The 25,361-nt window shown below is 75.5% G+C and carries 4 protein-coding genes; all 4 read left to right on the forward strand.

Annotation, left to right across the window (positions count from 1 at the left end; translation table 11 throughout):
* The first annotated feature begins 19 nt into the window (after positions 1 to 19).
* From ACIBKY_RS26100 to entS, 4 genes are read left to right on the forward strand one after another with little or no spacing between them, the layout of a single operon-like run.
* Positions 20 to 4,387, forward strand: a complete 4,368-nt coding sequence (locus ACIBKY_RS26100) for an amino acid adenylation domain-containing protein (RefSeq protein WP_397100298.1) — start codon at positions 20 to 22, stop codon at positions 4,385 to 4,387.
* Complete coding sequence (locus ACIBKY_RS26105) at positions 4,384 to 8,331, forward strand: amino acid adenylation domain-containing protein (RefSeq protein ID WP_397100300.1); 3,948 nt, start codon at positions 4,384 to 4,386, stop codon at positions 8,329 to 8,331. Before ACIBKY_RS26100 ends, ACIBKY_RS26105 begins: the two co-directional genes overlap by 4 nt.
* A 24-nt stretch (positions 8,332 to 8,355) precedes the next feature.
* Positions 8,356 to 24,102: an amino acid adenylation domain-containing protein gene (locus ACIBKY_RS26110; protein WP_397100302.1), complete on the forward strand. Its 15,747-nt coding sequence runs from the start codon at positions 8,356 to 8,358 to the stop codon at positions 24,100 to 24,102.
* Positions 24,099 to 25,343: an enterobactin transporter EntS gene (entS, locus tag ACIBKY_RS26115; RefSeq protein WP_397100304.1), complete on the forward strand. Its 1,245-nt coding sequence runs from the start codon at positions 24,099 to 24,101 to the stop codon at positions 25,341 to 25,343. Before ACIBKY_RS26110 ends, entS begins: the two co-directional genes overlap by 4 nt.
* Positions 25,344 to 25,361: the final 18 nt, after the last annotated feature.

The following is a 25,361-nucleotide window of genomic DNA, read 5'->3' on the forward strand; positions in this document are numbered from 1 at the left end:
AGGAGGCGGACCACCCGCGATGGCAGCAGATTCCACACCGGCGTCCTACGCACAGCGAGCCCTTTGGTTCCTCCACCGCTGGAACGGCCCATCGGCGACCTACAACATGCCCTTCGCGCTGCGCCTGAACGGCATGCCCGACGAGCTCGCGCTCCGCCGGGCACTGGCCGACGTGGTGGCCAGGCACGACATCCTGCGCACGGTGATCGCCTCCGCCGGCGACGAGCCGTACCAGCGCGTGGAGGCGGGGTGGCGGGGCGATCTCGTGGTAGAGGACCTCGCGCAGCCGCAGGTGGAGGCGCGGGTGCGGGCGGCGGTGGCGCGGCCGTACGACCTGGAGAAGGAGCCGCCCTGGGGGGTGTGGCTGTTCCGGGTGGACGGCGGGGCGCCGGTGCTGCTGTTCGTGCTGCACCACGCGCTGGCCGACCAGTGGTCGTTCCAGGTGCTGGCCAGAGACCTGCACGTGGCCTACCGCGCGCGCCGGGCCGGGGGAGCGCCGTGGTGGGCGGCGCGGGCCGCGCAGTACGGCGAGTACGCCCGGTGGCAGCGCGAGCGGCTGGGCGACAAGCGGGACGCCGGGTCGCTGACGGCCCGGGAGATCGCGCACTGGCGGCAGGCACTCGACGGTCTGCCCGGGCACATCCCGCTGCCCGCCGACCGCTCCGGCGACGGCGACGAGGGGGCGGACGTGGGATTCGTCCTTCCGCCCGCCACCGCCGCGGCGCTGCGGACCCTGGCCAGGCAGAGCAAGGCCAGCCCGTTCATGGTGCTGCAGGCCGCCGTCGCCGCGCTGCTGCACCGGCTCGGCGCGGGCGACGACATCCCGCTGGGCGTCGCCGTCTCCGGCCGGGACGAGCCACGCTGGGACGACCTCATCGGCCTGCTCGTCAACTCCACGGTCCTGCGCGCCGACCTGTCCGGCCGGCCCACGCTGCGCGAGCTCCTCGCCCGCGTGCGCGAGCGCGGGCTGCGGGCCTACGGTCACCACGTCCTCCCGTTCGACCGCCTCGTGGACGGCCTCAACCCGGCCCGCTCGCCCGGCCACAACCCGTTGTTCCAGGTCATGACCGTGTACGAGAAGGCCGACGGGCGCCGGTTACCGCTGGACGACCTCCTCGGCCAGGTCATCCCCATCCCCGCGGAGAGCGCCAAGTTCGACCTCACCTTCGCCTTCGCCGACCACCCCGGAGACGGGCCGCTGGAGGGCGTGCTCAACGTCGCCACCGCCCGCTTCAGCCCCGCCGCCGCCCGGATCCTCGCCGAGCGGCTCGTCCGGCTCGTCGAGGCCGCCGTCGCCGACCCCGACCTCCCTCTCCACCGCGTCGGCCTCCTTTCCCCGGCCGAACACCGTGACCAGCTCGCCCTCGCCCAGGGCCCGCCGCACCACGTCGCGGAGCCGGAGTCCTGGGTGACCCGCCGCTTCGCCGAGCGGGCCGCCGCCCACCCGGAGCGGATCGCCGTGGGGCACCTGACCTACGGAGAGCTCGACCGCCTCTCCGGCGTCCTGGCCGCCGAACTGGCCGAACGGGGCGCCGGGCCCGAGAGCGTCGTGGCGCTTCCGCTCCCGGCGGGGGCGTGGAGCCTGGTCGGCGTCCTGGCCACGCTGAAGGCCGGTGCCGCGTTCCTGCCGCTCCATCCCGACCATCCGCCCGCCAGGAACGCCGCCATCATCGCCGACGCCGGAGCCCGCCTCGCGGTGACGGCCGCCGGATCGCCGGCCCTGCCCCCGGGCGTCGAGGCCGTGCGGGCGGACCGCCTCGGCCGCGACGCGTCCGGCGGGCCCGCACGAGCGCTGCCCCACCCCGGTCAGGCCGCCTACGTGATCTACACCTCCGGATCCACCGGCCGCCCCAAGGGAGTCGTGGTCGGCCGGGCCGCGCTGGCCGCCTACCTGTCGTGGGCGGTTGAGCGGTACCCGGGACTGGCCGGGACGGCGCTGCTGTCGGGCCCGCTCACCTCCGACCTCAACATCACCGGCGCACTCGGGCCGCTGACGGCAGGCGGGCGGGTGGTCGCCGGCGAGTTCGCGGAACCGGTCGACGGGCTGACCTTCGCCAAGTGCACCCCCAGCCACCTCGCCCTGCTGGACGGCGCCCGGGGCGGCACCCTGGGCGGACCGCACACGCTCGTGGTCGGCGGCGAGGCGCTGACCGGAGCCCACCTGCGGGAATGGCGCGCGGGCCGCACGGAGCCCGGCGCCAGGACCGTCGTGAACGAGTACGGCCCCACCGAGGCCACCGTGGGCTGCGTCCTCCACGAGCTCACCGACGGCGGCGAGCTTCCGGCCGGGACGGTGCCCATCGGCGTCCCCGCCCCCGGCTGCGCCGCCCACGTGCTGGACGACGCGCTGCGGCCGGTGCCGCCGGGGGTGACGGGCGAGCTGTACCTCGGCGGCGACCAGCTCGCCCGCGGCTACCTCGGCCACCCCGGCCTGACCGCCTCCCGCTTCGTCGCCAGCCCCTTCGCCCCCGGCGAGCGCCTCTACCGCTCCGGCGACCTGGCCCGCCGCCGCGGCGACGGACTGCTGGAGTACCTCGGCCGGGCCGACGACCAGCTCAAGATCCTCGGCAACCGCATCGAGCCGGGCGAGGTGGAAGCCGCGCTCACCACCCACGAGGACGTCGCCCTGGCGGCGGTGGCCGCCCACCGCGCCGCCCCCGGCGCCCGCGAACGCCTGATCGCCTACGTGGTCTCCCGCTCGACCACCCTGGACCCCGAGGACGTACGCGCCCACGCCGCCCGGCTCCTGCCCCAGTCCATGGTGCCCGCGGCCGTCGTGGTGCTGGACGCCCTCCCGCTCACCCGCGCCGGCAAGCTCGACCGCGCCGCCCTTCCCGCGCCGGCACCGCGCGCCCCGGCGGCGGGCCACGCAACCGCGGCGGAACAGCGGTTGTGCCATCTGTTCCGCGAGGTGCTCGACCTGGAGCGGGCGGGCCCCGACGACGGCTTCTTCGCGCTCGGCGGCGACAGCATCGCGGCCATCCGCCTCGTCGGCCGCGCACGGGCGGCGGGACTGCGCTTCACGGCCCGGGACGTCTTCCTCCACCAGAGCCCCCGCGCCCTCCTGAAAGCCACCGGGAACGAGCCCCCGTCCCGCGAACCGGGCTCCGGCGAGGTGCCGATCACCCCGATCCTGGCCGAACTGCTCGCCAGGGGCGGCCCGTTGACCGGCTACACACAGGCACGAGTCGTGAACCTGCCCGCCGACATCACCCCCGCCATCCTCACCGCCGCCGTCCAGGCCGTGCTCGACACCCACGACGCCCTGCGCTCCCGCCTGGTGCCCCCCGGCGGCACCGGCGGCTGGCGGCACGTGATCAGGGAACCCGGCACGGTCAGGGCCGAGCACGTCCTGGTCTCCGAAACCGGCGAACAGCGAGTCTCGGCGGGCCTGGACCCGCTGGCGGGCGCGGTGGCCGCCTTCGCGCGGCTGGACTCCCGCAGGTTGCTGATCGCCGTCCACCACCTGGCCGTGGACGCGGTCTCGTGGCAGGTCCTGCTGCAGGACCTCGCCACAGCCTGCGAGCAGGGTGTACGCGGCGAGCCGATCAGCCTGCCCGAGCCGGGCACGACGCTACGCGCCTGGGCGCGCCACCTGCGCGACCTGGCCGCGGCCGGGGAACCGGGCCTCGCCCACTGGCGCGACCTGGCCCGCGACGCGGGCGCCCCGCTCGGCGGCCGGCCGCTCGATCCCGTCCGTGACACCGTCGGCAGCACCCGATCCCTGCTCACCACCTCACCCTTCACCGCCCCGGGCCCCGACGCCCAGGCGACGTTGCTGCTCGCGCTGGGCCGGGCCGTACCCCGGTGGCACCCCGGCGGCGAGCCGCCGCTCCTGATCGAGGTCGAGGGACACGGAAGGGAGGAGTCGCTGCTGCCGGGCGCCGACCTCTCGCGAACGGTCGGTTGGCTGACCAGCCAGTACCCGGTCAGCCTCCGCCTGGGCCCGCACGACGACGTCACCACCATGCGCGAGCGCCTGTCACCCGGGCGCGGCGTCGAGTACGGGCTGCTGCGCCACCTCAACCCCCGCACGGAACCGGTGCTCGCGTCCCTGCCACGGGCGCAGATCGGCTTCAACTACTGGGGCCGCGCCCACGACCGGGCAGAGGGCTGGCAGCCCGTCGGGCAGGACGCCGTCGTACGCGGCCACGCCGACCCCGCACTGCCCCTGCCGCACTGCCTGGAGATCAACGCCGTGCTCCGCGACGGCCCCACCCTGCACGTGCAGTGGACCTGGGCGCAGGACCTTCTCCCCGAAACCGAGGTGCGCCGCCTGGCCGCCCTCTGGCACGAGGAGCTGAGCGGAGCGGACGAGGACCCGCTCATCGACGACCTCGATCCGGCCGAACTGGACCGGCTCCGGCGCGAGTGGAGGCACGCATGACCGCCCTGGAGGACGTCCTCCCCCTCAGCCCGCTCCAGGAAGGCATCCTGTTCCACTCCGGCGGCGGCCACGACCCCTACATCGTCCAGCTCGACCTGGAGCTCGACGGGCCCCTCGACGCCGGACGGCTGCGCGCCGCCGGCCAGGCCCTGCTCAGACGCCATCCCAACCTGCGGGCCGCGTTCGTGACCCGCGCCTCCGGCCAGGCGGTCCAGGTCATCCCGGCCGAGAGCGTCCTGCCCCTTCAGGTGTACGGCGAAGCCGGCAAGGACACCTACGCGCGGATCAAGGCGGCCGACGCGCTCCGGCCGTTCGACCTGACCGCCTCGCCCTGCCTGCGCATGACGCTGGTGACCGTGGAGGGGCGGCACCGGCTGCTGTTCACCTACCATCACCTGCTGCTGGACGGGTGGTCGAACTCGCTGGTCGTCGGCGATCTGCTCCGCCTCTACGACAACGGCGGCGATCCGGGGCTGCTCGCGCCCGCGCCGCCGTACCGGAACTTCCTGGCGTGGCTGCGTGAGCGGCGGCGCGACGGGGGCGACGACGCGGCGCTGGACGCCTGGCGGGAACGGCTCGCCGGGCTCGACGGGCCGACGCTGGTGGGCGTACCGGATGCTCCGTCGGGCGCGCGGCCGGAGCGGTCGCGGGCGGAGATGAGCGAGGAGACGTCCACGGCGGTGCGGGAACTGTGCCGGACGGCCGGAGTCACCCTGGGTACGGCGGCGCAGGCCGCGTGGGCGCTGGTGCTGCGGACGCTCACCGGCCGCGGCGACGTCGTCTTCGGGCTGACCGTCTCCGGGCGCGACGCAGAGGTGGCCGGTATCGAGTCGATGGTCGGGTTGTTCGTCAACACCGTCCCGGCCCGTGTGGTGCTGGATCCCGCCGAGTCCGTGGCGGCGCTGCTGCGCCGGGTGCGCGACGATCATGCCCGCACGCTCGGCGCGCAGCACGTGGGACTGGCGGCCGTTCAGCGGGCGGTGGGACGGCGGGCGCTGTTCGACACGCTGGTGGTCGTCGAGAGCCATCCGGTGGACGCCGCCGTTCTGGACGGGCGGCCGTACGGGGGACTGCGGCTGCGCGGGGTGAGCGGGACCGACGCCACGGGGTATCCGCTCACGCTGATCGTGGTCCCGGGGGCGCGGCTGCGGTTGTCGGTCGATCGGCTGCCGGGTGCGCTGCCGGAGCTCCCGGGGCTCGCGGATCTGGCGGAGCGGGTGGCGGCCGTGCTCGCCGCGATGGCCGCCGATCCTGGCGCCAGGGTCGCGGACGTGCTGCGGGAGGAGGCGGCTCCCGCCCGGGGGAGCGCGGTCGCCGTACCGGAGATCGATGTGGTGGCGATGTTCAGGGAACAGGCGGCGCTGCACCCCGATCGGCCCGCGGTCCGCGACGACCGGCAGGTCCTCACCTACGCCGACCTCGACCGGCGCTCCGAGCGGCTGGCCGGGGCGCTGCGCTCGCGCGGCGCCGGGCCCGAGCGGCTGGTGGGCGTGGCCCGCGCCCGTTCGGCCGAACTGGTGGTGGCGTTGCTGGCCGCGCTCAAGACGGGGGCCGGATACGTGCCGCTCGACCCCGAGCAGCCCGCCGCCCGGACGCGCGCGATCGTGGACGACACCGAACCGGTGTGCGTGGTGACCGAGGAGAGCCCGCCCGGCCCGGACGGGGTGCCCGATGAGGAACATCACCCGGACCGGGTCGCCTACGTGCTGCACACCTCCGGCTCCACCGGCCGGCCGAAGGGCGCCGCCATCACCCACCGGGCGCTGGCGAACCGGATCCGGTGGATGCAGCACGCCTACCCGCTGCGGGCCGATGACCGGGTGCTGCAGAAGACCCCCGCGGGCTTCGACGTGTCCGGGTGGGAGTTCTGGTGGCCGCTCACCCACGGCGCCCAGCTGGTGATGGCGCGGCCCGGCGGGCATCGCGACCCCGCCTACCTGGCCGAGGTCATGCGCGGCGAGCGCGTCACGGTCGTGCACTTCGTGCCGTCGATGTTGCGGGAGTTCCTGGACGGACTCGGCACCGCGGGACTTCCCGCCCTCCGGCGCGTCGTCTGCAGCGGCGAGGCGCTGCCCGGGGACCTGGTGGAGCGCGCGCGGGCCGCCCTGGGGACGGTGGCGATCGAGAACCTGTACGGCCCGACCGAGGCCACCATCGACGTCACCGCGTTCGAGGCGAACGAGGAGGCGGTCGTGCCGATCGGCCGGCCGATCTGGAACACCGCCACCCACGTGCTGGACACCTGGCTGCGCCCGGTGCCCGACGGGGTGGCCGGAGAACTGTACCTGGGCGGGGTGCAGCTCGCGCGGGGCTACCACGGGCGCGCGGGGCTGAGCGCCGGGCACTTCGTCGCCTGCCCGTCCGGCGCCGGTGAGCGGATGTATCGCACCGGCGATCTGGTACGCCGCCGCGCCGGCGGGGTGCTGGAGTTCCTGGGCAGGATCGACGGCCAGGTCAAGATCCGGGGCGTCCGGGTCGAGCCCGGGGAGGTGGAGGCCGCGCTGCGGACCCATCCCGGGGTGCGGGACTGCGCCGTCCGGGCGCCGCGCCGGGCTGACGGGAGTTCTTACCTGGTCGCCTATGTCGCCGGGCGGGACGGGGAGGTGGAGCCGGGCGCGTTGCGCGCGCATCTGGGTGAGTTGCTGCCCGCGGCGATGGTGCCCGCGCTGTTCGTGCCGATCGACGCGCTGCCCCGCACGGCCAGCGGGAAGGTGGACGGGGGCGCGCTGCCCGACCCCGCCGCCGCCTCGCGCGGGACCAGCCGGCCGCCGTCGGGGGCCGCGGAGGAGCGGCTGTGCGGGCTGTTCCGTGACGTGCTGGGGCTGGCGGGCGAGGCCGGGGCCGAGGACGACTTCTTCGAGCTCGGCGGGGACAGCATCACGGCGATGCGCCTGGCCAGCCGCGCGGGAGCGCCGCTGTCCGTGGGCGACGTCTTCGACCACCGGACCCCGGCCGCCCTGGCCGTCCTGTTCACCAAGGCCGCACCCGCGCCGGTCGCGAAGGCGGCCGAGCTTCCGCTGGCGGCGCATCGGCTGCGGCGCTCCGGGCTGCCGGTCGAGTCGTACCTGATCACCGGGACGGTCGAGGGCCGGGCGGTCGCCTCCGTGGCGGACCTCGCCGAGGCGGACCTGAACGAGGCGGTGCGCCTGGCCATCGCCACGCCGGACCGCAGGCCGTGGCGGGCCACGATCGTCCCCCTGGCCGCCGGCCTGCTCACGCACGACGGCACGGATCTGGCCGGAGCGCTGGAGCTCGCCCGCGAGGGCGTGGACCTGGCCGGGGGAAGGCCCCTGCGGGTGGTCGCCGTCGCCGGGCGGCTGGTGGCGGCCGCGCACGCCGCGGTGTTCGACGAAGCGTCCCTGCACCGCGTCCTGCACGCGCTCTCGACCGGGGAAGCGGCCCGGGCCGGCGCGCCCGCCCGGCTCCGGGCGAGTGAGGATGATCTCGAAGGCTGGCTCGGGCTGCTGGCGAAGGGCACGGCCGAGGTGTTCGGGCCCTGGTCGCCCGGCGCCGGGCCGCGGTTCAGGATGTCGGCGCCGGTCGGCTCGCTCACGTCCGCCGGCGTCCTCGCCGCCGCGGCGACGTGGCTGGGGCGGCCGACACTGCTGGCCGACCTGGAGATCACCCCGGCGGGGGGCCTCACCCGGATCTATCCCGCCATGGCGGGACAGGAGCCACCGGCCGACCCCCTCTCGTACGAGATCTTGCACCTGCTGCATCCCCAGGGCGGCGCGGCGCTGCGCGGCCACCCCCGACGCCAGATCCTCATCCGCCGGAGCCTGTTCGAACCCCTCGGCGACGAGGGCCGGTCCGACGCGCCCGAGCAGCACTATCCCCTGGTCATCTCCCACGCCGAGCACGCGGGCCGCCTCTGGGTGGCCGGCGACCCCGCCGTGATCGGCCGCGACGCCGCGGCCGGCCTGCTGGGCCACTTCCACGTCTGAACGCGATCTCTGGAGACACGAACGGTGACGATCCTGCCCCTGTCCCGCGCGCAGAGCGGCCTCTGGTTCGCCCAGCGGCTCGACCCGGACAACCCCATCTTCAACGCCGCCGAGTACGTCGAGATCACCGGCGAGCTCGACCCCGCGCTCCTGGTCCGGGCGATCGACCGGGTGATGGACGAGACCGACGTCCTGCGGGTGCGGTTCGAGACCGAGGGCGAGTCCGTCCGGCAGCGCGTCGCCGAAGCCACGCCGTACCGGGCCCGGGTCGTGGACGTCAGCGACGCCGCCGACCCGCACGGTACGGCGCTGGAGCGGATGCGGGCCGACCTGGCCGAGCCGCTCGACCTGACCGGCGACGACCTCGTGCGGCAGGTGGTGTTCACGGTCGGGGCCGATCGGCACTACTGGTACCAGCGGGCGCACCACATCCTGCTCGACGGGTACGCCCACGCCCAGCTGCAGCGCAGGGTCGCCGCCGTCTACACGGCGCTGGCCGCGGGGCGCGAACCCGGGCCGGCCCCCTTCCTGCCGCTGGCCGAGGCACTGGAGCAGGAGGCCGGCTACCGCTCCTCCGCCCGCTACGACGAGGACCGGCGGCACTGGCTCGACCGGCAGCGGCTCCTGCCCGCCGCGACCAGCCTGGCCAGGCGGGCGGGCGAGCCCGCCAGGAGCTTCGTGCGCGAGCCGGGCCGCCTCGACGCCGCGGCGACGGCACGGCTGAAGGACGGCGCCGCCGCCCACCGGGCGAACTGGGCCGAGGTCGTCATGGCGGCCGTGGCGGGATATCTGCACCGGGTGACCGGCGACCGGGCCGTCGTCGTGGGGGTGCCGTTCATGGGCAAGCCCGGGTCGGCGTACCCGCGGGTGCCGGGGACGTGGGTCAACGTGCTGCCGGTCGACATCGCCGCCGAGCCCTGGACCAGCGGGGCTGAGCTGCTGCGCCGTACCAGGGAACGGCTGGCCGAGGCGCGTGACCGGCAGGAGTACCGCTTCGAGGACATGCGCGGCGACCTGCGGGCCGAGACCGGCGACCGGGCGCCCTCGCGGGTGTGGCTCAACATCAAGCCCTTCGACAGCCCGCTCGCCTTCGCGGGCGCCCCGGGAGCCTCGCGCTATCTCGCGGCCGGGCCGGTGGAGGAGCTGACGATCTCCGTCTACCCGGCCGGGGCCGAGCTGGCCTTCGAGTTCGACGGCAACCCGTCGATATTCACGCGGGAGGAACTGGCCGCCCACCGGGAGCGGTTCCTGGACTTCCTGAGCCGGTTCGCGCCGGACGACCGGCCGATCGGCACGCTGGACACCGTGCCGCCCGGCCAGCGGCACACCGTGCTCACCCAATGGGCGGGACAGGCCGCCGGCGCCCCCGCGCTGTCGGTGGCCGAGGCCTTCGCGGCCGTGGTGCGACGCGATCCGGACGCCGTGGCGGTGCGGCACGCGGGCACCCACCTGACCTACGGAGAGCTCGACCGGCGCTCGGACGCGCTGGCCGCGCTGCTGCGCGAGCGCGGCGCGGGCCCGGAGAAACTGGTCGCCCTCTGCCTGCCCAGGACGGCCGAGCTGGTCGTGGCGGTGTTCGCGGTACTCAAGAGCGGCGCCGCCTACCTGCCGCTCGATCCCCGCTACCCGCTCCGGCGGGCGGCGTTGATCGCCCGCGACGCGGCACCCGTGCTGCTGCTGCGCGCCCCCGGCACCGGCCCGGGCGGCGACGACCTGGGCCTGCCCGAGCTCGTCCTCGACGGCCGGATCGCGCACAGCGGTGGCGAACCGGTCGCGCACGGCGCCGGCCCCGCCTCAGCCGCCTACGTGATCTACACCTCCGGCTCCACCGGCACGCCCAAGGGCGTAGTCGTCTCCAACGGCGGCGTGGTCGGCCTGGCCGCCTGGGCGCGCGAGATCCTCGGCGAGGAGCACCTGCGCCACGTCCTGCTGTCCACCTCGCTCACCTTCGACGTCTCCGCGCTGGAGATGTTCGCCCCCCTGCTGAACGGCGGCGCCGTCGAGATCGTCGAAGACCCGCTCGCCCTGCTGGAGGACGAGCGGCTCAACTGGCAGGGCAGCCTGATCAGCGGCGTCCCGTCCGTACTGGCCACCATCCTGGCCGACCCCTCCTTCCGGGCACGGGCGGGCTGCCTGATCGCCGCCGGGGAGGCGCTGCCCGCCGACCTGGTCGCGGCCGTGGCCGAACGCATGCCGGGCTGCACGGTCTTCAACATGTACGGCCCCACCGAGACCACCGTGATCGCCACGGCGGGAGCCGTCACCCCCGGCCGGGGCGCGCCCACGATCGGCCGCCCGGTGCCGGGCAGCCGCGCGTACGTGCTGGACGACGCGCTGCGGCCGGTCCCGCCCGGTGAAGCCGGCGAGCTGTACGTCGGCGGCGCGGCCGTGGCCCGCGGCTACCTCAACCGGCCCGGCCTGAGCGCGGGCAGGTTCGTCGGCGACCCGAACGGCCCGCCGGGCAGCCGCATGTACCGCACCGGCGACCTGGTCAGATGGCTGCCCGACGGCCGCCTCGACTACCTGGGCAGGGCCGACGCGCAGGTGAAGGTGCGCGGGTTCCGGATCGAGCTGGGCGAGATCGAGCACGCGCTGCGCGCCCTGCCCGGCATCGCCCAGGCCGCCGCCGACGTGCGCGGCCCGTCCCGGCGCCTGGTCGCCTACGTCGTGCCGGCGCCGGGCGAGGACGTCCCGTCGGAGGTGACGGCCGCCCTGCGCGAGAGCCTGCCGGAGTACATGATCCCCGCCCACGTGGTGTGGCTGGAGGCGCTGCCGTTGAACGCCAACGGCAAGCTCGACCGCGCCGCCCTGCCCGACCCCGCCGTGGAGGGCGCCGCCGCCCCGGCCGTGCGGGCCACCCCGGCCCAGGAACGGCTGTGCGGGATCTTCGCCGACGTGCTGGGCGTGCCCGCGGTCGGCCTGGGCGACGACTTCTTCCGCCTGGGCGGCGACTCGCTCGGCGCCGCCAAGGTCGCGGGCAGGATCCGGGCCGGGCTGGCCGTCAGGATCACCATGCGCGCGCTGTTCGACCACCCCACGGTCGCCGCGCTCAGCGCGTACCTGCGGACGGCGGAGCCGGAACGGGCGGCACCGCGCCGCAGCACGCGCCCGGCGCGCCCTCCGCTGTCGTCGGCCCAGCGCCGCCTGTGGGTCCTCTACCGCACCGACGGCCCCAGGCCCACCTACAACATCCCCATCGCGGTCGAACTGCGCGACCAGGCCGACCTTCCCGCCCTGCGGGAGGCGCTGACCGATCTGGCCGCCCGGCAGGAGAGCCTGCGTACCGTCTTCCCCGAGGACCTCGGCCTGCCGTGGCAGCGCATCCTGGATCCGCGCGAGGCGGCGCCACCGCTGGAGGTCGTCCGGGTGAGCGACGCCGGGCTCGGCGACGCGCTCGCCGCGGCCGCGCGGCATCCCTTCGACCTGGCCACCGAGCCCCCCATCCGGGCCCGGCTGTGCGAACGGGAAACCGGCGGGCAGGTGCTGCTGCTGGTCGTGCACCACATCGCCGCCGACGAATGGTCGACGGTCGTGCTCCTGGACGACCTGGCCCACGCCTACGAGGCCAGGCGCAGGGGTGTGGAGCCCGCGTGGGAACCGCTGGCCGTGCAGTACGCCGACTACGCGCTCCTGCAGCTCGAAGGCCCGGCGGGCGACGGCCCCGAGGCCCTGGCCGGAGTCAAGCACTGGGCCGCCCGCCTGGCCGGCGCGCCCGCCGAACTGGAACTGCCCGCCGACCGCCCCCGGCCGTCCCGGGCCGGACACCGGGGCGGCGTGCACGCCTTCGAGCTGAGCCCCGAGCTCCGTGCCCGGATGCAACGCCTGGCCGCCGACGCCGCCGTCACCCCCTTCATGCTCGTGCACGCCGCCGTCGTCGCCTTGCTGCACCGGATGGGCGCCGGCGACGACGTCTGCGTCGGCACGCCCGTCGCCGGTCGCGGAGATCCCGCGCTGGACGGGGTGGCCGGCTTCTTCGTCAACCTGCTGGCGCTGCGCGTGGACGTCTCCGGCGAGCCGACGTTCGCCGAGCTCCTGGACCGGGTCCGCGAGAGCGACCTGGACGCCTACGCCCACCAGGACGTGCCGTTCGAGCGGGTGGTGGAGGCCGTCAACCCGTCCCGGTCCCTGGCCCGGCACCCGATCTTCCAGGTGCTGGTCAGCTACCACGCGCTGCCCGCCGCCACGGGCGACGGCGTCCTGTACCGGGGCGAGCCGCGTCTGGTCGGCACCGGCACCGCCAAGTTCGACCTGACGTTCCGCGTCAGCGAGCGCGGCGAGGGCACGCCGCTGCGCGGGGAGGTCGAGTACGCCGCCGACCTGTTCGACCCGGCCACCGCCGCGCTGCTGGCCGAGCGGCTTGAGCTGCTGCTGGAAGCCGCCACCCGCGACCCGCTCGCGCCGCTCGCCGCCCTCGACCTGGTCACCGGCGCCGAGCGCGCCGATCTGCTGACCGCCTGGCAGGGCCCGGTCAGGCAGGTGACGGCCGCGCCCGTCGACCAGCTCGTCCGGCGGCGCGCCCACCGGCATCCCGGCGCTGTCGCCGTGCGCTGCGACGACGAGACGCTGACCTATGGGCAACTGGAGGAGCGGGTCGCGCTGCTCGCCGGTGACCTGCGGGCCCGGCTGCGCGGCCGCGAGCCGGTGGTCGCCGTCGCCCTTCCCCGGTCGGCCGAGCTGGTGGTGGCGTTGCTGGCGGTGTGGCGGGCGGGCGCCGCCTATCTGCCGCTGGATCTGGACCATCCGGGTGAACGGCTGGCGTACATGCTGGGTGATGCCGCGCCCGAGCTGGTGCTGACCACGTCGGGGACCGGGATCCCCGCGGGCGTGCCGAGGCTGGAGACCGGCCGGCCCCGCGTCGCCGGCCCTCTCGCCGAGAGCCCGTACGTGCCCGGCAGGGCCGCCTACGTCATCTACACCTCGGGCTCGACCGGCCGCCCCAAGGGCGTCGTGGTGCCCATGGCCGCCGTGGTCAACTTCCTGGAGTCGATGACCGGCCAGGACGTCGGCCAGGACGACACGGTCCTCGCGCTGACCACCGCCGGGTTCGACATCTCGGTGCTGGAGCTGTTCGCGCCGCTGATCGCGGGCGGATCCGTGGTCGTGGCCCGCGAGGACGAGGTACGCGACCCGGCCAGGCTGCTGGCCACCGTGCGCGCTCACGGAGCGAGCGTCGTCCAGGCCACGCCCACCCAGTGGCGGCTGCTGGCCGAAGCCGACGGGGACGGCGCGCTCGACGGCATCCGGGCCCTGACCGGCGGCGAGGCGCTGGACCGCGACCTGGCCACCCGCCTGCGCGCCCGCGGCGCCGAGGTCGTCAACCTCTACGGCCCCACCGAGACGACCGTCTGGTCCACCCGCGCCCCGCTCGGCGGCGACCTGCCCGCCGAGCCGCCCATCGGCGCCCCGATCGCCAACACCGTCGCCTACGTGCTGGACGAACGGCTCCGCCCGGTCCCCGCCGGGGTGCCGGGCGACCTGTACCTCGGCGGAGCCGGGCTGGCCCGCGGCTACCACGGCCTGCCCGCGCTGACCGCGGCCCGCTTCGTGGCCGACCCCTTCACCGGCGCCGGCCGCCTCTACCGCACCGGCGACCGGGCCCGCTGGACCGGCGCCGGCGCCCTGGAGTTCCTCGGCCGCGAGGACGAGCAGGTCAAGCTGCGCGGCTTCCGCATCGAACTGGGCGAGGTCGCCGCCACCCTGAACGCCCACCCCGCCGTACGGCAGGCGACCGCGGCCGTTCACCGGGACGCCTCCGGCCACCGCAGGCTCGTCGCCTACTACGTCCCCGGCACCGAACCACCCACCACGGCCGAGCTACGCGCCCACCTCGGCGCCGCCCTGCCCGGCCACATGATCCCCGCGCACCTGCTCGCCCTCCCGGCCCTGCCCACCACCCCCAACGGCAAGGTCGACAAGCACGCGCTGCCCGCCCCCGGCCAGGACGCCCCCGCCGGCCGCCCGCCCGCCACCGCCGTGGAACGCCACCTGTGCGCCCTATACGACGAGGTCCTGGGCCGCACCGCGACAGGCGTGGACGAGGGCTTCTTCGAGCTCGGCGGCGACAGCGTGCTCGTCGTCAGGCTCGCCGGCCTCGCCCGGCGGCAGGGCATCGTGATCACCCCCGCCGACGTGTTCGCCCACCCCACCGTGGCAGGACTGGCCGCGCGGGCCCGCCACGACACCACCACGGCCCCCGGCTGGACGCCGCCCGCGCTCAGCTCGGCCGACGACGCCGCGTTGCGCGCCCGCCACCCCTCCCTGCGCGAGACCTGGCCGCTCACCGCCCCCCAGGAAGGCATCCTGTTCAGGAAGGAGACGACCGCGGGCCCCGACCCGTACCTCATCAGCTGGACCCTCGACCTGTCCGGCCCCCTGTCACCCGGGCGCATGCGCCGCGCGAGCGCCGCGCTCATCCGCCGCCACCCCAGCCTGCGCAGCTCCATCACCCGCACCCCCTCCGGCGTCGCCGTCCAGGTCGTGCACACCGAAGCCGAACCCCGCTGGGGCGGCGAGGAACCGTCCGACCTGACCGCCCCCTCGCTCATCCGCTTCGACCTCCAGCCCACCGCGCTGGACCGCTGGCGCCTGACCGTCACCACCCACCACGTCGTCCTCGACGGCTGGTCGCTGTCCGTGCTGGTCGAAGAGCTCCTCACCCTGTACGGCGCCGCCGACGACGACAGCGCCCTCCCGCCGCCGCCCGACCCCCGCGCCCACCGCGCCTGGCTGGCCGGACAGGACCGGGAGGCGGCCCGCGAGGCCTGGCGGAACCACTTCGCCGGCCTGGCGGAACCCACCCTCCTCGCCCCCTTCGACGAACCCGTCCCGCTGCCGGAACGCCTCGACGTCGACCTGCCCGCCGGGCTCACCGCCGCGCTGACCCGGCTGGCCAGGCGCAACGGCCTGACGCTCAACACCGTCGTGCAGTGGGCGTGGGGCATGTTGCTGGCCCACTGGACGGGCCGCGACGACGTGGTCGTGCTCGGCATGACCGCCGGCCGCCCGCCCGAGGTGCCGGGAGCAGACCGGCTCGTCGGCATGCTCGTCAACACCGTCCCCGCCCGCCTCCGGCTCCGTCCCGGCGACACCGCGCTGCGCAGCCTGCGCCGGGTCCAGCGGGAGCAGGCCGGGCTCATCGCCCACCACCACCTCGGCCTGGCCGACATCCAGCGCGCCGCCGGGCACGCCGACCTGTGCGACACCTTCGCCGTCTTCGACAACTTCCCCTTCGACCAGCGGCGCCTCGACGCGCTCGCCGCCGCCTCGGGCCTGTCGGTGACCGCCGTGGACGGCCACGACGCCACCCATTACCCGATCGGGATCACCGCCCTGCCCGGCGACAGCCTGCGCCTGGTGCTGCGGCACCGGCCGGGCGTGCTGCCCGGCGACCTGGCCCGATCCGCCGGTCCCGCGCTGACCAGGCTGTTCGCCGCGCTGGTCGCCGACCCCGAGCGGCGCGTGGGCGCCTTCGACCTGCTGTCGCCGCAGGCCCGCGGGCACATCCTGCTGGAGGGCAACGCCACCGAGGCCGACGTCGCACCGGCCACCTGGCCCGAGCTGTTCGCCCGCCGGGCCGCCCGCGACCCGCGGGCGCTCGCCGTCGAGATGGACGGCACCCGGATGACGTACGGAGAACTGGACGAGGCGGGTTCGCGGCTCGCCGCGGCGCTGGCCGGGCGCGGCATCGGCCGGGGAGACCTGGTGGCGTTGCTGGCGCCCCGCTGCCCCGAGGCCATCGTCGCCATGCTGGGCGTGCAGCGGGCCGGGGCGGCATACCTGCCCGTGGACCCCGCCTACCCGGCCGAGCGGATCGCGCTGATGCTGCGCGACGCCGATCCCGTCGCGGTGCTCACCACCCGCGAGACCCTGCCGGCGCTGCCCGCGGGCCTGCCCGGACCGCGGCCGGTGCCGCTCGACGAGCTCGACCTCGGGCCCGCGGGTACGCCGCCGGAGCCGGGGACCCGGGTGGACGACGCCGCGTACATGATCTTCACCTCGGGCTCGACTGGGCGGCCCAAGGGAGTCGTGGTCACCCATGCCGGGCTCGCCGACCTCGGCGTCACCCTGGCCGGCGCGATCGGCGCCGGGCCGGGCAGCCGGGTGCTGCAGTTCGCCACGCTGAGCTTCGACACCTCCGTGTGGGAGATCGCGATGGCGCTGCTGACCGGCGCCGCGCTCGTCTTCGTGCCCGACTCGCGGCGCCTCGGCGCACCCCTCGGCGGGTTCATCGCCGAGGCCGGGATCACGCACTGCACGCTGCCACCGTCCGCGCTGGCGGAGATCGCCGAGGAGGAGATCCCGCCGGGCAGGGTCGTGGTCGTGGCGGGGGAGGCCTGTCCCGCGCCGCTCGCGGCGCGCTGGGCGGTGCGCCACCGGGTGTTCAACTCCTACGGGCCCACCGAGACCACCGTGGACGCCACGCTGTGGCGCTGCCTGCCCGGCGACGACGCCGGGCCACTGCCGATCGGCCGGCCGGTGGTCAACACGCAGGTGTTCGTGCTGGACCGGGCATTGCGGCCGGTGCCCGACGGGGTGGCCGGCGAGGTGTACGTCGCGGGTGCCGGGCTGGCCCGCGGTTACCACGGGCGTCCCGGGCTGAGCGCCGGCCGGTTCGTGGCGCATCCGTTCGCCGCCGGGCGGCGGATGTACCGGACCGGGGACCTGGCGCGGCGGCGCTCCGACGGGAGCCTGGTCTACCTCGGGCGTACCGACGACCAGGCCAAGATCCGTGGCTTCCGGGTCGAGCCCGGTGAGGTGGAGTCGCTGCTGACCGGCCATCCCGCGGTCACGCAGGCGGCCGTCATCGTGCGCGACGATCCGCGTGGCGAGCCGCGGCTGGTCGCCTATCTGGTGGCCGAGCCGGCGGCTCTCGATCGGGTGCGCGAGCTGGCCGCGGCGCACCTGCCCGAACATCTGCGGCCGTCGGCGTACGTGCTGCTCGACCGGCTGCCGCGCACCCCGCACGGCAAGCTCGACCGGTCCGCGCTCCCGGATCCCGGGCAGGCGGCGCCCGTGCGGGAGCCGTCCCTTCTGACCGGGGCGCAGCGGGTGGTGGCCGAGGCGTTCGCCGCCGTCCTCGGCGTGGAGGTCACGGCGCCCGGCGACGACTTCTTCGAGCTGGGCGGCCACTCCCTGCTGGCGATGCGCCTGGTCACGCGGCTGACCTCGGCCACCGGCTCGGCGCTGGAGGTACGCGACATCTTCGACCGGCCCTCGGTCGCCGAGCTGGCCGAACTGCTGGCTCCGTCCGGCCCCGCCGAGGCGGACGGCGCCGCGCCTGACGCCGGGCGGGACGAGGCGCCCCTGTCGCCCGCCCAGCGGCGGTTGTGGTTCCTGGACCGGCTGGAGGGATCGTCCAGCGCCTACAACACCGGCGTCATGCTGGAGCTGAGCGGCGGGCCCGTCGACCCCGAGCCGTTCCGGCTGGCGCTGCTCGACGTCGCCGCGCGGCACGCGATCCTGCGCACGGTCTACCCGCTGCGCGCGGACGGGCCGGTCCAGCACGTCCTGCCGGAGCGGGCGCTCGCCGCGCACCTGCGGGCCGACCTGGTGGACCTGCGCCCCGTCCCGGAGGCCGACCGCGAGGAGACCATCCGCGCCACCGTCAACCGGGCCTTCGACCTGGAGTCGGAGCCGCCGCTGCGGCTGACGTTCTTCAGGACCGCCGACGACACGCACCTCATGCACGTCGGCACCCACCACATCGCCTTCGACGGCACCTCGGCACAGATCCTGCTGCGCGACCTCACCGCCGCCCACGCCGCCCGCGTCCGGGGTGACGCCCCCGAGCCGGCGGCGCCCGCGCTGAGCTACGCCGACTATGCGCGGCTGCTGAACGACACGCTGGGCGACGCCGCCGACCCCGGCTCGCGCGTCTCGGCCGACCTGGCCTTCTGGTCGCGCCGGCTGGCCGCCGCGCCCCGGCGCCTCGCGCTGCCCCTCGACCGGCCGCGTTCCGAGGCCGGGGACCATGAGGGCCGGGTGCTGCGGCAGCCGCTCGACGCCGGGCTGTCGCAGTCGCTGCGCGAGCTGGCCAGGTCGCGGCGGGTGAGCGTGCTGACCGTGTTCCAGGCGGCGGTGGCCGTGCAGTTGTCCAAGGCGGGCGCGGGGGAGCTGATCCCGCTCGGCTCGCCCATGGACGTGCGTACCGAGGAACGGCTGGCCGAGGTCGTCGGCCTGTTCGTCAACACGCTCGTGTTCACCGCGGACCTGTCCGGCGACCCGCGCGTCGGCGACCTGCTGGAGCGGATGCGGGAGGGCAACCTGTCGGCGATGGAGCACGCGCGGGTGCCGTTCGAGCAGGTGGTCGAGCACCTCAACCCGCCGCGGGCGGCCACGCTGAACCCGCTCTTCCAGGTCCTGGTCTCCTACGGGACCGCGCCCGCCGTCGCCCTCGCCTTCGACGGCCTGCGCGTCACGCCCCGCCCGGTCGAGACCAGGACCACCAAGTTCGACCTGGTCTTCCACGTGTTCGACGGCGGCGCGAAGCAGGCGCTGGAGCTGTCGGTGGTCTACGCGACCGCCCTGTTCGACGAGGGTACGGCCCGCCAGTTGCTGTCCGGGGTCGCCGCCGTGCTGGCCCAGGCCGCGGCGCACGCCGCCACCCGCCTGTCGGACCTGGTCACCCCCGACACCCTCACCCCGGCACCGGCCCCGCTCACCCCCGCCCAACGCTGGCTCCTCGACAACGGCCTCGGTGAGGCGGGCACGCTGAGCACGCGCCGGGTCACCCTGCCGCCCGGCACCGGCGACTCGGCCGTCATCGGGGCGTTGCGCGGCTGTGTGCTGCGGCACGACGCCCTGCGCACCCGCGTGTGGCGCGACGGGGCGGGCCTGTGGCGGACGAGTGTCGTTGACCCGCTCCAGGCGCTGGCCCGCCCGGTGCTCGTCCCCGCGGACACCAGTCTCGACCTCACCACCGGCCACGTCTTCCACGCGACCCGCACCGGCCGGGACGAGCTCCTCCTCAGCGCCCATCCCGCCCTGGTCGACGAGCGCTCCTGGGACCTCATCCTCGAAGACCTCCCCGGCGGACAGCCCGCAGCGGCCCCGACGTCCTTCGCCGACTACGCCAGGACCCTGGCCGCCGCGCCCGGCCCCGGCGACCCCGCGGAGGCCTGGCTCGACCTGGCCGACCGCATCGCCGAGTCCGGCCCCCTGTGGCGACCGGAGGCCACCGGCCCGATCACCCGCAGCCGCGTCGAGCTGACCCAGCACCTGGACGGCGAGCCCTGGCGTCCCGTCGCCCTGGCCGCCCTGGCCACGGCACTGGCGGAGGCGGGCGTCACCGGCCCGATCCTGCTGGACGTGTACGAACCCGACCGCGAGCACGCCCCCGCCACGGTGGGCCTGCTGACCAGGGTCTTCCCGGTCCTGCTCGACGCCGACCTCATGCGACGCGACCCGGAACACCTCCTGCACGCCCTGACCACCCTGCTGCCCGCCGACCGGGAAACGGCCGTCGCCTACGGAACGGCCCGCTACGACCGCCCCGACACCGCCGAGTTCCTGGAGCAGGCGCCCCGGGCCCGGATCCTGCTCAGCCTCGGCCAGAACCCGCCCCCCGGCTACGACGTGACCTTCACCGTCCACCGCCGCCCCCAGGACACGCTCCTGGAGGCGGCCTGGACGGCCGGGCCCGCGGGCGACGTCCTGCGCGCCTGGGCCGACCGGCTGGCGGCCTGGGCGCCGGAGCACCTGCACGCCACCGGTGACGACGGCCGGGAGACGGCCGCCCCGCCCATGCTCGCCCTGTCGCCGTTCCGCCGCCGGTGGCTGGAGAACAAGACCGGCCCGCTGCGCGACGTGCTCCCGCTCTCCCCGCTCCAAGAGGGCCTGCTGTTCCACCTGATGCTGGCCGACACCACCGGCGAGGTCTACCTCACCGAGAACACGCTGCGCTTGCGCGGCCCCCTCGACCCCGCCCGCCTGGCCGGGGCCGTGCGGGCGGCGCTGGCGAAGTTCCCCAACCTGAACACCGGCTTCTACGACGTCGGCGACGCCACCGTCCAGGCGATCCCGGCCCACGTCCCGTTCTCCTGGACGGCGGCCGACCTGAGCGGCGCGCCCCGGCCCGAGGAGGCGTTCGGGGAGTTCCGCGAACGCGGCGCCGCGGAGCCGTTCGACATCGCCGACCCGCCGCTGATCAGGTTCGGGCTCGCCAAGCTGGCGCGCGAGGAGCACCGCTTCGTCGTGTGGGCCCAGCACATCCTCATGGACGGCTGGTCGATCTCGCTGTTCCTGCTGTCCGTGCTGTCCTTCTACACCGACCCGGCCGCCGAGGAACGGCGCGAGGTCTGCGACTTCCGGACCTATCTGGAATGGCTGGCCGTCCAGGACATGTCGGCGGCGGAGGAGGCCTGGCGCGGGTTCCTGTCGGGGGTCGGCGCGGCCGGGCTCATCGCGCCCCACGCGCAGGACACCACGGCCGACGCGCGCCGCATGGACGAGCTGGAGGAGGACCTCGACGCCGATCTGGCCGACCGGCTCGGCGCGGTCAGCCGCGAACTGGGCCTGACCGCGAGCGCCCTGTTCGAGATCGCGTGGGCGGTGCTCGTGCACCAGCACACCGGCGCGGACGAGGCGGTGTTCGGCCTGCTCACCTACGGCCGCCCGCCGGAGCTGGCCGGCATCGAGAGCACGGTCGGCCTGCTGTTCAACACCGTGCCCATGCGCGTGCGCACGGCCCCCGCCGACAGCCTGCGGGCGATGGCCGCCCGGGTGCGGCGCGAGCGCATGACCGTGGTCCGCCACCCCTACGTCGGCCTGGCCCGCATCCAGGAGCTGGCGGGCCGGCGCAACCTGTTCGACACGCTGTTCGTCTTCCAGAACCAGCCGAAGGTCACCCCCGACCAGCGATGGGGCCCGGACGGCGAGCTCTGGGTCGAGGGCAGGGACCTGCGCGACGCCACCCACTACCCGCTGACCATGGTGGTCAGCCCGCCCGACGGCACCGCCAGGCTGCGCATGCTGTTCCGCACCGACGTCTTCGGCAAGCACGAGGCCACGAGGGTCATGGACGCCTACGTGCGCATCCTGACGGCCTTCGCCGACGACCCCGACCGCCCGATCGGGCGCGTGGAGGCGGTCTCGGACCTGGAGCGCGCGCACCTGCTCGACGGGCTGAACCCGGCGCCCAGGCCGGTGCCGGAACTGTCGATCGCCGACCTGCTGCACGAGCGCGCGCTGCTGGTCCCGCACGAACGCGCCCTGGTCAGCGGTACGGCGGAGCTGACCTTCGCCGAGCTGGAGGCGGCCGCAGCCCGGCTGGCCAGGCTGCTGGTGAGCCGGGGCGTCGGCGCCGAGAGCGCGGTCGCCCTGGTGCTGCCCAGGTCGGAGCTGATGGTGGTGGCGCTGTTCGCGGTGTTCGCCGCCGGGGCGGCCTACGTGCCCATCGACCCCGAGTATCCGGCCGACCGGATCGCGTACATGATCGAGGAGTCCGCGCCCGTCGTGATCCTCACCACCGAGGGCCTGCGCGACCTGCTCCCGGCCGGGCGGCCCGCCGTCGTGCTCGACGGGCCGGAGGCGACGGCCGAGCTGGCGGCGACCTCGCCCGAGCCGATCCCGGCCCGCGAACGGCATGCCCCCGCCGGGCTCGAACACCCCGCGTACCTGATCTTCACCTCGGGCTCCACCGGGCGGCCCAAGGCGGTCACCGTGCCCTACCGGGGGCTGACCACCATGTACTACAACCACCTGGAGAACATCTTCGACCACGTGACCGCCCGGCAGGACGGGCGCAAGCTGCGCATCGCGCACACGACGTCGTTCTCCTTCGACGCCTCGTGGGAGCAGTTGTTCTGGCTGCTGGCCGGGCACGAGGTGCACGTCATCGACGAGGACACGCGGCGCGATCCGGCGCTGCTGCTGGACTACTTCGACCGCGAGCGCATCGACGGCTTCGACGTGACCCCGTCGTACGGGACGTTCCTCGTCGAGGCCGGGCTGCTGGACCGGCCCCGGTGCGGCGGCGACGCCCCGCCGGACGCTCCGGGGCTGGTCTTCTTCTCGCTCGGCGGTGAGGCCGTGCCCGCCGGGCTGTGGAACAGGATCCGCGAGGCCGGGGGAGTGGAGGGCTACAACCTGTACGGGCCCACCGAGTACACCATCAACGCCCTGGGCGCGGACCTGGCCGAGAGCACGACCTCGACCGTGGGCCGGCCGATCTGGAACACCCGCGCCTACATCCTCGGTCCCGGGCTGCGGCCGGTGCCGCCCGGCGCGGTCGGCGAGCTGTACCTGGCCGGCGACGGGCTGGCCAGGGGCTACCACCGCCGCCCCGGCCTGACCTCCGGGCGCTTCGTCGCCGACCCGTTCGGCGGGCCGGGCGGGCGCATGTACCGGACGGGCGACCTGGCCCGGTGGCGGCCCGACAACCTGATCGACTTCCTGGGCCGCTCGGACGGGCAGGTCAAGATCAGGGGCTACCGCATCGAGCCGGGCGAGGTCGAGGACGTGCTCACCGGCCTGGACGGGGTCGGGCAGGCGGCCGTCGTGCCCAGGACCGACGCCCAGGGCGCCGTCCACCTGGTCGCCTACCTGGTGCCCGCGGGCGGCGCCGAGGAGGTCGACGTCGAACGGATCATCGCCGATGCCGCCGCCGTGCTGCCCGGCTACATGGTGCCCGCCGCGGTCGTCACGCTCGAGCTGCTGCCGCTCACCGTGAACGGCAAGCTCGACCAGGACGCCCTGCCCGGCCCGGTCATCACCGCGCCCGGCGCGGGCGAGCCGCCTCAGGGGCCGCAGGAGGAGGCGGTCGCGGACGCCTTCCGCGACGTGCTCGGGCTGGCCGACGTGGGCAGGAACGACGACTTCTTCGCGCTCGGCGGCCACTCGCTGCTGGTGGTGCGGCTGGTCGGCCGGCTGCGCGAGCGGATCGGCGCCGTCTCCGTCCGGGACGTCTACGACGCGCCGACACCCGCCCGGCTGGTGGCCAGGTCGGCCGACCGGCGGGGCGGCACCGGCGGGCTGCGGCCGCTGCTGGAGATCCGCTCCTCGGGGCAGGAGGCGCCGGTCTTCTGCTTCCACCCGGCCGGCGGGCTCGGGTGGTCCTACACCGGGCTGGTCTCCCACCTGCCGGGGACGAACCCGATCTACGCGCTGCAGGAGCCGCTGCTGTCCGACCCGGCCGCGCCGCGGCTCACCTTCGACCAGGCCGTCGCCGGGTACCTGGACCGGATCAGGCGGGTCGACCCGCGCGGGCCGTACCATCTGGTCGGCTGGTCCTATGGCGGGCTGGTCGCGCACCGCGTGGCCACCACGCTGCGGCGGGAGGGCCACGCGGTCGCCTCGCTGACGGTCCTCGACGCCTACATCACCGAGACCGGCGGCGGCGGGGACGGCACGGGCGCGGCGCTGCGCGCGGAGGCGATGGCCTACATCGCCTCCTCCGCCGGGCTCGACCCCGCCACGCTCGACCTCACCGACAAGCGGGACCTCTACGCCCGGGTACGGCGCACCGAGAGCGTGCTGACCTCCTTCGACGACGGCGCGCTCGACCGGATCGTGGAGTCCTACCTGCGCCACAGCGAGCAGATGGGACACGCCTCCTTCGAGGTGTTCGACGGCGACATGCTCTTCATCGGCGCCTCGGCCGGCGAGCGGGAGGAGGAGGCCGCGGCCAACCGGGCGGCCTGGCGGCGGCACGTGTCCGGGCGGCTGGTGGAGAACGCGGTGCCCGTGGACCACCACACGCTCGGGCGGGCGGCGGGCTGGGCGCTGACCGGCTCCCTCATCGCCGCCCACCTCGCGGGGGAGACGGCCGGATGAGCGTCCTGAAGAAGATCACTCTCGATCTGACGCCGCTGCGCGTCTCGCGGCCGTTCCGGCTGGTGTTCGCGGCGAGGCTGGCCTCGCTGTTCGGGATCGGGCTGCTGATGGTGGCGGTCCCCGTCCAGGTGTACGCGATCACCGGCTCGGCGCTGCACCTCGGCGCGGTCGCGACCACGGCGGGCGCGTGCGTGTTCGCCGGGGCGCTCGCCGGCGGCCTGCTCGCCGACCGTTACGACCGCCGCCGCGTCATCCTGGCCGCCCGCACCGCCGCCGGGATCGGGTTCGTGCTCCTGGCCGTCAACGCGCTGCTGCCCGACCCGCCGCTGTGGCCCATCTACGCGCTGGCCGCCTGGGACGGCCTGGCGGGCGGCATCAGCTCCACCACGCTCACGGCGCTGCTGCCCACTCTGGTCGGCCGCGAGCACCTGCCCGCCACCGGGGCGCTGCTCAGCCTCACCGCCGACCTGTCGGCGATGATCTCACCGGCGCTCGGCGGGCTGCTGATCGCGACCTGGGGCGTGGCCGCCAACTACGCCGCCGCCGCGGCGGCGACCGCCCTGACCGCGTTCAGCATCAGCCGCCTGCCCTCCTATCCCGCGCCGGGAACCGGCCGGGAGCCGCCCCTGCGCGCGATGGCGGCCGGTCTCACCTTCGCGGTGCGCCACCGCACGGTCAGGAGCGTGCTGGTCGCAGGGCTGGCCACCATGCTGCTCAGCGGCCCCGTCGTCCTGCTGCCCGCGCTGGTGAAGACCCATCTCGGTGGCGGCGAGACCGTGCTCGGCCTGCTCTACAGCGCCCCCGCGATCGGCGCCGTGGCCGGCTCGCTCACCAGCGGCTGGATCGGCGCCGCCCGCCGCCCCGGCCTCGCGCTGCTGGCGTCCCTGCTCGTGATGGGGCTCGCCGTGCTCGCCACGGGGCTGAGTCCCGTCCCGTCGGCCGCGTTCCTCGCCCTCACCGGGTACGGCGCCGGCCGCGTCCTGACCGACATCCTCCGTTTCACCCTGCTGCAGCGGCACACGCCCGACGAGTTCAGAGGCAGGGTGGCGAGCCTCTGGCAGACGCAGGTCGTGGCCGCCGCCGCGGCCGGCTCCCTCGTCGCCGGCGTGCTGGCCGAGGCGTTCAGCCCCGCGACCGCCCTGATCGTGTACGGGTCGGTGGCAGGCGTGACCGTGCTCGTCCTGGCCGCCCTGCTGCCCGCCCTGCGCGAACCCGACAGCCAACCGACACCGACGTCCTAGTCACGCCCTATGTATGGA

Source organism: Nonomuraea sp. NPDC050394 (genome assembly GCF_044459065.1).
Taxonomy (GTDB): domain Bacteria; phylum Actinomycetota; class Actinomycetes; order Streptosporangiales; family Streptosporangiaceae; genus Nonomuraea.

Coding starts and splice junctions, on each gene's coding strand:
- ACIBKY_RS26100 (WP_397100298.1), top strand. CDS start 20: ATGGCAGCAGATTCCACACCGGCGTCCTACGCACAGCGAGCCCTTTGG.
- ACIBKY_RS26105 (WP_397100300.1), top strand. CDS start 4,384: ATGACCGCCCTGGAGGACGTCCTCCCCCTCAGCCCGCTCCAGGAAGGC.
- entS (WP_397100304.1), top strand. CDS start 24,099: ATGAGCGTCCTGAAGAAGATCACTCTCGATCTGACGCCGCTGCGCGTC.